Origin of the sequence: Micromonospora sp. NPDC093243 (assembly GCF_044753725.1) — a bacterium.
Lineage (GTDB): Bacteria > Actinomycetota > Actinomycetes > Mycobacteriales > Micromonosporaceae > Micromonospora.
This window is the reverse complement of record NZ_JBIVNT010000001.1, coordinates 790,924-803,243: the sequence shown is the minus strand read 5'-3', so window position 1 is coordinate 803,243 and position 12,320 is coordinate 790,924. Positions and strand designations below refer to the sequence as shown.

At 72.1% G+C, this 12,320-nt stretch carries 14 protein-coding genes; 5 read left to right on the top strand and 9 right to left on the bottom strand.

The features are described from left to right. Positions 1–71 precede the first annotated feature (71 nt). Both ACIP9D_RS03645 and ACIP9D_RS03640 read left to right on the top strand, forming a co-directional pair. Positions 72–503, top strand: a complete 432-nt coding sequence (locus ACIP9D_RS03645) for a hypothetical protein (protein WP_350870622.1) — start codon at positions 72–74, stop codon at positions 501–503. After that, on the top strand, positions 500–1,096 hold the full coding sequence (locus tag ACIP9D_RS03640) for a TlpA disulfide reductase family protein (protein WP_350870620.1): 597 nt from the start codon (positions 500–502) through the stop codon (positions 1,094–1,096). Before ACIP9D_RS03645 ends, ACIP9D_RS03640 begins: the two co-directional genes overlap by 4 nt. A 25-nt stretch (positions 1,097–1,121) precedes the next feature. On the opposite strand, the gene ACIP9D_RS03635 is transcribed toward ACIP9D_RS03640, so the two are convergent. The 3 genes from ACIP9D_RS03635 to ACIP9D_RS03625 form a co-directional block, all read right to left on the bottom strand. Beyond that, on the bottom strand, positions 1,122–1,328 hold the full coding sequence (locus ACIP9D_RS03635) for a helix-turn-helix transcriptional regulator (RefSeq protein WP_120729441.1): 207 nt from the start codon (positions 1,326–1,328) through the stop codon (positions 1,122–1,124). Beyond that, positions 1,328–1,762: a DUF2975 domain-containing protein gene (locus ACIP9D_RS03630; protein ID WP_350870617.1), complete on the bottom strand. Its 435-nt coding sequence runs from the start codon at positions 1,760–1,762 to the stop codon at positions 1,328–1,330. The genes ACIP9D_RS03635 and ACIP9D_RS03630 overlap by 1 nt, the downstream gene beginning before the upstream one ends. A 107-nt stretch (positions 1,763–1,869) precedes the next feature. Beyond that, complete coding sequence (locus tag ACIP9D_RS03625; protein WP_350870615.1) at positions 1,870–2,832, bottom strand: AraC family transcriptional regulator; 963 nt, start codon at positions 2,830–2,832, stop codon at positions 1,870–1,872. A 219-nt stretch (positions 2,833–3,051) separates the two neighbouring features. On the opposite strand from ACIP9D_RS03625, the gene ACIP9D_RS03620 reads away from it, so the two are divergent. Further along, a complete protein-coding gene (locus ACIP9D_RS03620; RefSeq protein ID WP_350870613.1) occupies positions 3,052–4,668 on the top strand; it encodes an NAD(P)/FAD-dependent oxidoreductase in 1,617 nt (538 codons plus the stop codon). Positions 4,669–4,731: 63 nt separating this feature from the next. On the opposite strand, the gene ACIP9D_RS03615 is transcribed toward ACIP9D_RS03620, so the two are convergent. The 4 genes from ACIP9D_RS03615 to ACIP9D_RS03600 all read right to left on the bottom strand — a co-directional run bounded on the left by ACIP9D_RS03615 (position 4,732) and on the right by ACIP9D_RS03600 (position 9,495). Further along, positions 4,732–6,075 (bottom strand): glycoside hydrolase family 18 protein, encoded by a 1,344-nt coding sequence (locus ACIP9D_RS03615; RefSeq protein ID WP_350870611.1) that lies wholly within the window; start codon positions 6,073–6,075, stop codon positions 4,732–4,734. 106 nt (positions 6,076–6,181) lie between these two features. Further along, positions 6,182–6,541, bottom strand: a complete 360-nt coding sequence (locus ACIP9D_RS03610) for a hypothetical protein (RefSeq protein ID WP_350870610.1) — start codon at positions 6,539–6,541, stop codon at positions 6,182–6,184. 60 nt (positions 6,542–6,601) lie between these two features. Then, positions 6,602–8,062, bottom strand: a complete 1,461-nt coding sequence (locus ACIP9D_RS03605) for an SDR family NAD(P)-dependent oxidoreductase (protein WP_350870608.1) — start codon at positions 8,060–8,062, stop codon at positions 6,602–6,604. A 179-nt stretch (positions 8,063–8,241) separates the two neighbouring features. Next, on the bottom strand, positions 8,242–9,495 hold the full coding sequence (locus ACIP9D_RS03600; RefSeq protein WP_350870606.1) for an MFS transporter: 1,254 nt from the start codon (positions 9,493–9,495) through the stop codon (positions 8,242–8,244). A 124-nt stretch (positions 9,496–9,619) separates the two neighbouring features. On the opposite strand from ACIP9D_RS03600, the gene ACIP9D_RS03595 reads away from it, so the two are divergent. Next, positions 9,620–10,555, top strand: coding sequence for a LysR family transcriptional regulator (locus tag ACIP9D_RS03595; RefSeq protein ID WP_350870604.1), 936 nt, complete (start codon positions 9,620–9,622; stop codon positions 10,553–10,555). Positions 10,556–10,580: 25 nt separating this feature from the next. Here ACIP9D_RS03595 and ACIP9D_RS03590 read toward each other — a convergent pair whose 3' ends face one another. Further along, positions 10,581–11,039 (bottom strand): MarR family transcriptional regulator, encoded by a 459-nt coding sequence (locus ACIP9D_RS03590; RefSeq protein ID WP_350870602.1) that lies wholly within the window; start codon positions 11,037–11,039, stop codon positions 10,581–10,583. A gap of 28 nt (positions 11,040–11,067) precedes the next feature. On the opposite strand from ACIP9D_RS03590, the gene ACIP9D_RS03585 reads away from it, so the two are divergent. After that, the gene (locus ACIP9D_RS03585; protein ID WP_350870600.1) at positions 11,068–11,616 is read left to right on the top strand and encodes a hypothetical protein; all 549 of its coding nucleotides are present in this window, start codon (positions 11,068–11,070) and stop codon (positions 11,614–11,616) included. Here the strand turns inward: ACIP9D_RS03585 and ACIP9D_RS03580 are convergent. After that, a complete protein-coding gene (locus ACIP9D_RS03580; RefSeq protein ID WP_350870597.1) occupies positions 11,595–12,290 on the bottom strand; it encodes an ElyC/SanA/YdcF family protein in 696 nt (231 codons plus the stop codon). The two genes, ACIP9D_RS03585 and ACIP9D_RS03580, sit on opposite strands and share 22 nt — an antisense overlap. Positions 12,291–12,320: the final 30 nt, after the last annotated feature.

The window sequence follows — 12,320 nt, the reverse complement described above, 5'->3', positions numbered from 1 at the left end:
GCGGCGCGGCCCGGGTGGTGGCTGTTCGGACGGCCACCACCCGGGACGCACCCCGACGACCTGGAGGACAGATGCGGCGCCTGCTCGCAGCGCTGTGGCTATCGTCGTTGCTCACCGGCGCGCTGGCGGCCTGTGGCGAGGCCGAGGAGGCCCGCTCGGCGATGACCGTGCGGGTGCTCGTGCGGGACATCAACATCCGGCCGGAGGGCGTGGAGTGCGCCGGCACCGGCCCGTACACCCACTTTCACAATCGGGCGCCGTTCCAGGTGATCGACGCCGGCGGGCGGACGCTCGCCGAGGGCGCGCTGCCGCCGGGCACCTCGGTGGCGACGTTCGAGGAGGACCTGGAGGTGGCGCGCGTGCCGACGTACTGCGAGTTCGCCGTGCCGGTCAATGTGGCCGCGCGGGACGCCTACCGGCTGGTCGTCGACGGCCAGCCGCCGATCGCCCTCACCGCCAACGACAGCGAAGGGCCGGCGCTCGTCGCGGTGGTGCCGGCATGACCCGCCGCGCCCGGTGCCTGGCCGCCGCCGCGCTGGCGCTGGTCACGGCCCTCTCCTCGACCGCCTGCTCGGCCGACGACGACCCGTCGGGGCGGCCGCAGCCGGTCGCCGGTGGGGCCGCCGTGCTGCCCGGTCCGGTGCCGGCGGGTTTGGCGCTGCGTCCGGCCCCGCCCGGGGCGCCCGGCGCGCCCGCCGTCAGCGGCGCGCTCACCGACGGCAGCACCGTCGCCTTCGCCGACCTGTGGGCCACCCGCCCGGTCGTGCTGGTCTTCTTCAGCTCCTGGTGCACCGTGTGCGCGCAGCGACAGGACGCGCTCAGCGAGCTGGCCCGCGCCCACCGGGACAGGGTGGTGTTCGTGGGAGTGGCCACCGAGGACAAGGCGCCGGACGTGCAGCGGTACCTGCGGGAGCACCGGGTGGAGTACCCGGTCGTCCTCGACGAGGACGGCGCGATCTGGCGGGCGTACGCGGTCCGCGAGCCCCCGGCCGTGGTGGTGATCGCCAAGGGCGGCGCACTGCTGCGGGGCTGGCCGGGCGGGGTGGACGCGGCGACCCTCGACGGCAAGCTGCGCGAGCTGGTGTTGGCCTCGTAGCCGGGACGCCGGGGCGCCGGCCGGCTCACTCGTCGACCCACTCGAGCAGGTCGCCGGGTTGACAGTCGAGCACCCGGCACATGGCTTCCAGGGTGCTGAAGCGGACGGCCTTGGCGCGACCGTTCTTCAGCACGGCGATGTTCGCCGGCGTGAGCCCGACCCGCTCGGCGAACTCGCCCACGCTCATCTTGCGTTTGGCCAACTCGACGTCGATGCGCACCACGATCGGCATCAGATCACCGCTTCCATGTCGGTCCGCAGGGTGGTGGCCTGCCGCAGCAGTGCCCGCATCACCACCATGAGGAGCCCCAGCACGGCGACCCCGACCAGCGTCAGGAACAGCAGGAGTGGCAGCCCCGGGTCGTCGGCGTTGAAGCCGATGTAGAGGAACACGCCCAGGAGCACCACCCACGCGGCGGCGATGGCCCACACGATCGCGTCCACCCAGGCCAGGGCGGCCTGGGTGAAGATGCGGTCGTTCTTGACCAGGGTGAGCAGCTTCCAGGTGGCGACGATCACCACCTGGACGCACAGCACCCAGAAGACCGACACGGCCGTCGCCGGCCACCTCAGGTACGCGTGCTCCGGATCCTGCTCGGCCATGTACGCGAACTGCCCGGGCAGCGAGAGGGTCTGGAACACGACCAGGATCCCGAAGAGCAGCACCAGGAACACTCTGAGTGGGGCTACCGCCCGATTTTCTGTGACCATGTATCGAGTTTCGCTCGCCACCTATCGATTGTCAATAGATTCGGCTGCCTCGGAGGACGCCGTCAGCGACGCAGGGTGGCCGACGGCGGCTCGCCGAAGCGGGCCCGGTACTCGCCGGCGAAGCGGCCCAGGTGGGCGAAGCCGTGCGCGAGGGCGACGTCCGTGACGGAGGCGCCGGCCCCGGCCGCGCGCAGCGCCCGGTGCGCCGCGTCGAGTCGGCACGCGCGTAGGTACGCGGTCGGCGTCGTCGCCAACTCCCGGCGGAAGCAGTCCTGCAGCGTCCGGACGCTGACCTGCAGGGCCTCCGCGACGTCCCCGACCGTCAGGGTCTCGGCGTGGTGGTCCTGGATCAGGGCGCAGGCCCGCCGCACCAGCCGCCCAGGTGCCGGGTGCCGGGCCGGCGCGGCGAGCAGACCGGTCCAGGTGTGCCGGTGGGTCAGCAGCAGCTTGCCGATCAGGGCCTGGGCGAGACGGTCCGCGACCAGGGGATGGTCCAGCAGCGACCCGCCGCCCGGCCGGGCCAGCTCGGTGGCGAGGAAGTCCACCCCGCGCGTCCACGCCAGGGCTGCGGGAGTGCCCATGGCCATCCCGGGGTCGAAGCGGACCGGACCGTCCGCGGGACGGCCCAGCAGCCGGGCCAGTTCCCGGTCCAGGGATTGCTGGTCGGCGTAGAAGATCCGGTGCGGCGACCCCTCGGCCCAGTGCATGTCCGAGGCGTCGAAGGGGGAGAGGACGGAGGCCGTCTCGGGGGTGGAGGTCACGGTCCGCCCGGCGTGCCGGACGACCGCGCCGCCCCCGAGGGGGATCTGCACGAGGTAGAAGGACCCCAGCGGGCCGGGCTGGATGCGTACCGCCCGCCCGTAGTCGAGGTCGACCACGCCGACGCCGGCCACCCGGTGCGAGGTCATCCGCAGGTGGACCTCGCGTACGCCCGACTGCGGCGTGAGCCGGTGGGGGCAGAACACGCGGCCCACCTCGCTGCGGGCGTGCTCGATGTCGTTCGTCCGGACCGTCACGGCGTCCACCGGCACCTCCCGACCCCGCTGGGCTGCCCCGACCGTAGGGGAGCGGTACGGCGTGCCCGCTCGCCGAGCCGCTGATCCGACAGTTGGCGCTTCCCGCGTACCCCGGACAGCGCCCGCGCCCAGCGGATAGCGACCCCGCCGCGGTGCTCGATAGCGTGCGGACACCGGCGGCCACCCGCCGCCGCGTCGCGTCAGCCGCCATCCTCTCTGGAGGTCGTCATGAAGATCGCCGTCGTCGGGGCCGGATTCGGCGGACTGAGCGCAGCGAAGGTGCTGCGGCAGAGCGGGTTCGACGTCACCGTGTTCGAGAAGGCCCCCGACGTCGGGGGCGTGTGGAGTCGTACCCGGCGCTACCCCGGTCTGCAGACCCAGAACGACAAGGGCACCTACCACCTCTCCGACCTGCCGATGCCCGCGCACTATCCGCAGTGGCTGACTGGTGAGCAGGTCCAGCGCTACCTGGAGAGCTACGCGGAGCTGTTCCGGCTCGGCCCCGTGCTGCGGCTGTCCACCGAGGTCGTCTCCGCCGAACTCGTCGACGGGGAGACGGGATGGCGGATCGGCTTCCGGCCGGCGGGCACCGACGAGCCGGTGACCTGGGAGCGGTACGACCACCTCACCGTCGCGAACGGCATCTTCTCCGACCCGTACATCCCGTCTTTCCCCGGCCGGGAGGACTTCGTCGCCGCCGGGGGACGCGTCCTGGCCGCCGGCGGGTTCCACGACCTGGAAACGGCCCGGGGCCGGCACGCCGTCGTGGTCGGGCATGGCAAGTCGTCCTGCGATGTGGCGGTGCCCCTCAGCGACGTCGCGGCGCAGACCCACCTCGTCGCCCGCGAGCTGCTCTGGAAGATGCCGAGGAAGCTCGGTCCGGTGAATTACAAGTACCTCCTGCTCACCCGGATGGGCGAGGGACTGTTCCGCTACATCACGCTGAAGGGCTTCGAACGGTTCCTGCACGGCCCCGGCGATGGCGTACGCCAGGCGATGCTGCGCCGCGTCGGCGCCGCCGCCACCCGGCAGCTCAAGCTGCGTGAGCTGGGTCTGGTGCCGCACGGCACGTTCGCGGACATCGCCCGCAGCACCGTCAGCCTCGCCACCGAGGGCTTCTCCGAGCGCGTGGCGGACGGCCGGATCACCGTCCACCGCGACCGGGTGATCAGCGAACTCCTGGTCGACGACGGACGACCGGCCGCCCGCCTCGCCGACGGCACGGTGGTCCGTGCCGACCTGGTGATCTGCGGCACCGGCTTCCGGCAGCACGTGCCCTTCTTCGACGCCGCGCTGCACGCCCGGCTGGAGGACGGCGCCGGCAACTTCATGCTGCACCGGCAGATCCTGCCGATCGACGTCCCGTGCCTGACCTTCGCCGGCTACAACTCGTCGTTCTTCAGCCCGCTCAGCGCGGAGATGGCGGCGGTGTGGATCGCCGCCCACCTGCGCGGCGGGGTCGAGCTGCCGTCCACCGAGGAGATGCGCGCGCAGGTGCGGGCCCGACTGGCCTGGATGCAGGAACGGACCGGCGGACACCACGCCCGCGGCACGAACATCATCCCGTTCTCGATGCACAACATCGACGAGGTGCTCGACGAGCTCGGTCTCAACGTCGGCCCCCTGACGCGCGCCCGGCAGTGGCTGCTGCCGGTCGACCCGGGCGCCTACCGGCGGGTGACGCCGCGCATGATCCGGCGCACCGCGGCGACGGCGGCCAGGTCGCGCGCGGGACGGATGGCGAACCGCGAGGCCGTGCCGACGACCGACGGCCCGGCCCGCGCCGTAGCCACCGGCGACGCCGCGCCGCTCCCGGCCGAGCCACGGCCGGGCGCGGGGCGCTGAACGGCCACCGGCCTGTCACCGACCGAGGACTGGTCGGTGACAGGCCGGCGCCGTGGGGTACGGCTAGCGCGTCGTGAGGCCGAGGCTCATCGTCTTGGTCAGGGTGGCGTTGTCGTCGTCGCCGTCCAACGACCAGGCCATCGCGCCGGCCAGGCCGGCCCGTCGGATGTAGAGCGTCTTCTGCAGCACGACCGCCGGATCGTCGTACGTCCAGAGGGTCGTGCCGTCGAACAACCAGGCGTGTCCGGAGCGCAGGTCGCGGTGGACGGTGTAGCCGTTGCCGGGCAGGGTCTTGAGCTGCTTGTAGTCCTCGTAACCGGCCGCGAAGGTGGCCGGCGCGGGCCCGGCGGCGGGCTGGAACAGGCCGTTCCCGCCACCGGTGACCCCGGTCCAGCCCTGGCCGTAGTACGGGATCCCGAGGACCAGTTTGCCGCGCGGGGCACCGCGAGCGATCCAGCCGTCGATCGCGACCTCGACCGAGAAGTCCGGGTCGTCCGGCGCTCCCGCCGGCACCCGCAGCGCCGACTGCTGGTTGGTCACCGTGTCCCAGGAGCCGTGGAAGTCGTACCCCTGGACCGTCGCGAAGTCCAGGTACTTGAAGATCTTGCGGCCCTCGAATCCGGCGTCCATGGCTGCCGGGTTGGCCGGCAGGAACGCGGTCAGCGGGTGGTGCTCGCGGGTCGTCCGGCCGTAGGCGTCGAGCTGCCGGCGGAACTCGGCGAGCAGCTTGGTGAAGTTCTGCCGGTCCTCCGTACGGATCACGTTGCCCGGCTCACCCGGCCAGTTCGGCCACTCCCAGTCGAGGTCGATGCCGTCGAAGACGCCGGCGGCGGCGCCCGGTCCGCCACTGCCGCCGTCCAGGATGGGCAGGTTTCCCTTGAGGTAGAGGTCGATGCAGGAGGCGACGAACGCCTTGCGCGAGGCGTCGGTGCGGGCGGCGTTCGAGAAGTACGTGGACCAGCTCCAGCCGCCCAGCGAGATCAGCACCTTCAGCCCGGGGTGCTTCGCCTTGAGCTTGGCCAGCTGGCCGAAGTTGCCGTTGAGCGGTTCGCCCCAGGCGTCGGCAACGCCGTCGACGCTCTCCTCCGCCGGCACAGGACGCTGATAGTCGGCCCAGGCGTCGCCCTCGCCGGGCCCGCCGTCGACAAAGCAGCGCCCGTCCTCGCTCACGTTGCCGAAGGCGTAGTTGATGTGGGTGAGGCGGCTCGCCGCCCCGGAGGTGTCGAGCTTCTTGACGGGGAAGGCGCGGCCGTAGATGCCCCACTGGGTGAAGTAGCCGACCCGGTGGTAGCCATCCCGGCGGTGCGAGCTGTCAGCGGCGTTGGCGGCGGCGGGCGGGGCGGCGGTGACCAGCAGGGTCGCCAGGGCGACGAGGGCGGTGAGGCGGCGGGGACGGAATGGTCGCATCGGCACTCTCCACGGTGAATGGAGCGGAATTAGTTAAGAGACCTTTCTGATTGATGAAGTTAAGCCGATCACATTCCGCGGTCAAGAGTTGGACGGCGCGCGAGCCCTACTGGCCGAACGTGTACCGCAGGTTCGCGTTGATCAACTGGTTGACCCGCTTGCGCAGGTGCCCGAGCAGCGCGGGGTCCGGCAGTGGCGCTGCCAGCAGCAGGGTCCAGCGCAGATCGGTCCCACCGCCGCCGTCGGGCGCCAGGTCGAAGCGCACGACGGCGTCCGGCCGCTTGATCCAGATCGAGGACCACACGACGAGGGCGGGTTCGTGAGCGTCGAGCGTTCGCGGCCGTTCTTCGTCGTCCAGGAGCAGCAGCCACGGACGGGCCGGGTCGCGGTCCGGCTCGGTGAGCGCCGCGAAGACCACGTGTGGCGGGGCCGGTTGGGTCCTGCGGCGGCTACCAGCTTCGAGCACGCCGAAGTCTAAGCGACCCGGCGACTCCTGCCTTCGCGGTCGCAACGAATTGCGGGACGATCACCAGGCGCAGGGCGCGTAGTCCTTCAGGAAGCAGCCGTACAGGTCCTCGCCCTGCTCACCGCGGACGATCGGGTCGTACACCCGGGCCGCGCCGTCGACCAGGTCCAGTGGGGCGTGGAAGCCCGCGTCCGCCAGCCGCATCTTCGTCGGGTGCGGCCGCTCGTCGGTGATCCAGCCGGTGTCGACGCTGGTCATCAGGATGCCGTCGGCGAGCATCTCCTGGGCGCTGGTGCGGGTCAGCATGTTCAGCGCGGCCTTGGCCATGTTGGTGTGCGGGTGGCCCGCCCCCTTGTAGCCGCGCGCGAACTGCCCCTCCATCGCCGACACGTTCACCACGTACTTGCGGCGTGCGCTCGCCGCGGCCATCGCCGGGCGCAGCCGGCTGACCAGCACGAACGGCGCGGTCACGTTGCACAGTTGCACTTCGAGCAACTCGACCGGGTCGACCTCGTGCACCCGCTGCACCCAGCTGTTGACCGCGTCGAGGTCCGGCACCAGACCGCCGGCGTCGATCGCGGTGGCCGCCGCGATCCGTTCCGGCGAGGCCGAGCCGCTGGTCAGCGCCAGCGCGGTGAGCGCGTGCGGAGTGATCGCGGTCGACTCCGGCGCGGCGGTCAGGCTGCCCGCCGGATCGCTCCAGGCGCCCGGCTTGGCGAACGTGATCATCTCGGGCAGCGGACCGTCCGGCAGGGCGGCCGTCTCCGCGGCGGCCAGCTGGGCGTACGCCCCGGGTGTGCGGCGCACCGTCTGCGCCGCGTTGTTGATCAGGATGTCGAGTGGTCCCTGGCTGCTGACCGAGTCGGCGAGGGCGATGACCTGGGCGGGGTCGCGCAGGTCGATCCCGACGATCCGCAGGCGGTGCAGCCACTGGTCGCTGTCCGGCATCGCGGCGAAACGGCGCACCGCGTCGTGCGGAAACCGGGTGGTCACCGTGGTGTGCGCGCCGTCGCGCAGCAGCCGTAGCGCGATGTACATGCCGATCTTCGCCCGGCCACCGGTGAGCAGCGCGCGCCGGCCGGTCAGGTCGGTGCGGGCGTCCCGCCGCTCCCGGTTGAGCGCGGCGCAGGAGGGGCAGAGCTGGTGGTAGAAGGCGTCCACCTCGCGATAGCGCTGCTTGCAGACGTAACAACCGCGCGGGTTGTGCAGGAAACCGGCCGTGGCGCCCTCGGTCGGGGAGGCGAGCGGGATGCCCTGGGTCTCGTCGTCGATCCGGCCGGGGGCGCCGGTGGCGGTGGCCGCCGTGACGGCGCGGTCGGCCGCCGCGATGGCGTCCCGCCGTTCCTCGCGTCGCCGCTGCTTGATCATCTTGTAGAGCTTCGCGGTGGCCCGCTGCACCCGCACCACGTCGGGGTGGTCCGGCGGCAGCTCCTCCAACGCCTCGAAGACGCTGAGACAGGTTTCGAGCTGGCTGCGGTCGATGCCGTGCTGACCGGTTTCGGTAAGGTTTTCCGCCGTCATGCTGTCGCTGTCTCGTCCCGTTCCCTGAGCCGGCGCTGACCGGCCCACCCCAGATCCGACCCGGAACTGTACGCACCGCACGGCCTCTGACGCATCCCGCTGCGGGGCTCCGGGTGGTAGCCGACGCCAAAGTCACACCGGCCGGTGCCGCCGTCGGCGTCGGGGGCGCCCGGCGAAGGTCATCGAGCGGCGGTCACCGCCGGCGGGGCCGGCTCGCCGGCCGGCGACGGCGTCCCGGTGCCGCGCGGCAGCAGTAGCGGGGTGGCCAGGAGCAGCACGCCGGCAAGGCCGATCGCGATGCGGACGTCGGTGGCCGCGGCCAGCACGCCCCAGAGCGCGGTCAGTACCGCGATCGCCCCGGTACCCGTGACGTTCCACGCGACCAGCACCCGGCCGACCCGGGCGGCCGGCACCCGCCGGAGTCGCTCGGTCGCGAAGAGCGGGCTGAACACCCCGATGCAGGTGATCAGCATCAGCTCGAGCGCGATCACCAGGATCACGCCCGCCGTGCCCGGCAGCACGAAGAACAGGCCGACCGGCCACAGCGCGCGCAGCACGCCCGAGACCAGCAGGACCCGTCGGCGCCCGTAGCGGGCCGCCAGGCGCGGGGCGAGTTGGGAGCCGACGAACCCGCCGACGCACGGCAGCCCGAACGCCAGCCCGTACTGCCAGGCCGCCCAGCCCAGATCGCCCAGCAGCAGCACCGCCAGCAGCGGCTCGGTCGCCATGATCAGCGCATTGACGGACACGGTGTTCAGGAACAGCGGGCGCAGCTCGCGGTCGGCGACGATGAACCGCCACCCCGCAAGCAGATCCGCGCCGCGTGTCCGGGTAGCGCTCGGGTGCGTCGGGCGTGGCTCGCGCTCCCGGATCATGCCGATCGCGAGCGCCGACAGCAGGAACCCGAAAGCGTTGGCGATCAGGGTGACCACCGGCCCCAGCAGACTGATGGCGCCCCCACCCAGGGTCGGCCCCACCGCGGTCGCGGTCCAGGTGGTCGACTCGAAGCGGCCGTTCGCGACGAGCAGCAGGTCGGGGCGCACGATCGACTTGAGGAAAGCGCCGCTCGCGGCGCTGAACGCGATGTTCGCCGCCGCGCTGAGCACCGAGACGACCAGCAGTTGGGGGTAGCTCAGCAGCCCGAGCCCGAACGCGATCGGGATGCTCAGCAGGGCCACGACCCGGATGACGTCCGTGGTGATCATGACCGGCTTCTTCGGCTGCCGCTCGACCCACGGGCCGAGCGGCAGCGCCAGCCCGGCACCCACCGCCAGCCCCGTCGCGGCCAGCGCGGAGACCGCGGCCGGACCGATGTCCAGCACCTGGATCGCGATCAGCGGGAAGGCCCCGAACCCCAACCAGGTGCCCACGGTGCTGGCGGCGTACGCCGACCACAACCATCCGAACGACCGCCCCAACCGCTGCCGCGCCATGCTGACCCTTCCGCCACCACCGATCGTTGACGGCGAGGATTCGACCAGGCCCGGTGATCCGTGATCCAACAACGGGCCCGCCGGCGAGCCACAACCAGCGGTTGTGCGTCCGTATCATCCGGGCGTGGACATCGAGGCCGTGCGCACCTTCGTCGCCGTCGCCGACGCGGGCCAGTTCCAGGAAGCCGCCATCGACCTGCGCATCACCCAGCAGGCCGTCTCGAAGCGCGTGGCCAACCTCGAACGCAGCCTCGGCGTCATCCTCTTCGCCCGCACCGCCCGCGGCGCCCGGCTCACCCTCGACGGGAAAGCCTTCCTGCCGCACTCCCGTGAACTGCTCCGAGTCGCCGAACGGGCGGCCGCCTCGGTCCGGCCGGGCGAACGCGCACTGCGGGTGGACGTCCTGAACCGGCGCATCGCCCCGGCCGTGACCCTGCAGCGCTTCTACCGGGCCCACCCCGGCACCGAGCTGGACGTCGTCACGCTCTCCAACGCGAACGTCGAGACAGCGATCGAGGCAGTCCGGGCCGGCGAGATCGACGCGAGCTTCCGGGCCGTACCCGTGCCCGCCCGCGAACTACCCGACGGCATCCTGGTCGAACGGGTCCTGGACGACCCGCTGCAACTGCTCGTCGGCCCGGCCCACCCGCTCGCCGCCGCCCGCTCGCTGACCCCCGCCGACCTGGTCGGGCACCGCATCTGGATCCCGGGCATCAAGCAGGGCACCGAGTGGGCCGCCTACTACGACGAGCTCACCGAGGCGTTCGACCTGCGGATCGACGCCATCGGCCCGAACTTCGGCACCGAAATCGACGAGATCGCCGGCTCCGCCGAGCTGGCGACCCTGGTCGGCACCGGTGACCGGTACAGCTGGCCGGGCACCCACGACCTGCGCCGCATCCCGCTGCACGGCCCGACGCCCGTCTACCCGCACTCGTTGGTGCACCGCGCGGGCAACCCGCACCCGACACTCGCCGCACTGCGTCGGCACCTGGTGGCCTCCCGCCCGGCCCCCATGGCCGACAGCTGGACGCCGAGCTGGGCCACCGCCAACGCCTGACGCCGGACCGCATGCGCCCACGAGTTCAGGAGGGGTCCGGGTCGGCGAGCTTGACGGTCTGCGCCCGCAGGACCCGGATGGTGTTCTCGATGTAGTCGACGATCGCCGCCATCTCGCGCTCGTCGTACGCCGCCATGAACGCGGTCATCTCCCGGCCCAGGTCCGCGAAGATGCCGCTCAGGTCGGGCACCGCGGACTCGTCGGCGACGAGGAGCACCCGGCGGCGGTCGGTCGGATCCGGTTCGCGCCGGACGTACCCCGCGCGCGCCAGCCGGTCGACGATGCCGGTGACGGCGGTGGGTCCCACCCCGAGTTCGGGGGCGAGCGTGCCGGTCGGCATCGGGCCGGACCGGACGATCAGGCCGAGCGCCTTGTGCTCTGCGGCGTTGAGGCCGAGCCGTCGCGCGATCGCCTCGTGGAACAGCACCACCGCCGTGCTCAACTCCCAGCCGTAGTCCCGCATCAGACTCACCCATTGCTTCATCGATCTGGATAGTTCATTCTCGTGAAGTATGAGGCAGACACTCGCATTGAGCAAAGCCGCGCTCCACTGGGCGGCCGTCTTCTACGCCCGTCACCTGCTGCTCGTCCTCGGGCTGTCGCTGGTACCCACCGTGCAACGGTTCCTCGTGGTGCGCTACGACGTGCCCGCGCCGGTAGCGGTGACGACCGAGGCGCTGGTCGTACTCGTCCGGCTGCTCCTGCTGTTCCTGATCATCCGGCTCCTGTTGACCGAGTTGGCGGCGTCGGGAATCGACCGCCACCGGGCCTGGGCGCGTCTCGCACGCGGTATCGACGCGCGGCGCGTCGCGTTCTGGCTCCAGTGGGTGGTCCTGGCGGTCGCGTTCGTCGTCTTCGACGTCATCCCCAACGTGGTCATCGCTGCCGTCGTGCCCGAGGCGGGTCGGGAGACGGTGACCGCGGTCGTGGTGGCGGTCAAGAATCCCACCGTCATCGCCTTCACTTTTCTGTGGATGGTCGGCATCGCCCGCACGCTGATCGTCGAGACCGACGATCGGGCTCCCCGCACGCCGGACGGTCAGCGGCTGAGCGCGTCCTGAACCGCCGGATCCGCGGGCGAATGGATCGCCGGCGGCCTGCGGCGGATCGCGTCCCACGCCGCCTTGCCGCTGGCGAAGTAGTCCCGGACCGTCTTCTCGGCGAGCAGGGCGAACCCACAGTCGCCGCAGCGGGCGACCACCCCGTCGACATCGAGGCCGAGGTGCCGGCAGAGCGTCACCGCCCGGGACACGTGGTAGGACTGGGTGACGATCAGGGCGCGGTCGACTCCGTACACGTCGCGCGCTCGCGCGCAGGTGTCGTATGTGTCCAGGCCGTACGGGTCGGCCACGACGCGACGCGGATCGACGCCGAGCCGCTCGGTCAGGTAGGAGGTCATCACGGTCGGCTCGTCACCGGATGATCCGCCCCCGTCTCCCGAGACCAGGACCACCCGGGCGCGTCCGCTGCCCACCAGCTCCGCGGCGGTTTCCAGCCGGCCGGTGAGCCGGTCCCCGGGCTGACGTCGGTCCGGCGCCACGCTGGTGCCCAGGACGATCACGACGTCGGCGGCCGGCGCGTCGGCCTCGTCGTACACGTGGCCGCGCGCGGCGATCGTCGTCCAGAGCCAGGGGACGCTGGCGAGCAGCAGCCCGGCCAGGCCCAGCGCGGCCGTACGCGCCAGCCGCCGCCGCCACCGGTTCGGCCGACCGGCCGTGTGGGGGCTCTCGCTCACCTGCCGCTGCCGAGAACCGTCGCGGTGTCC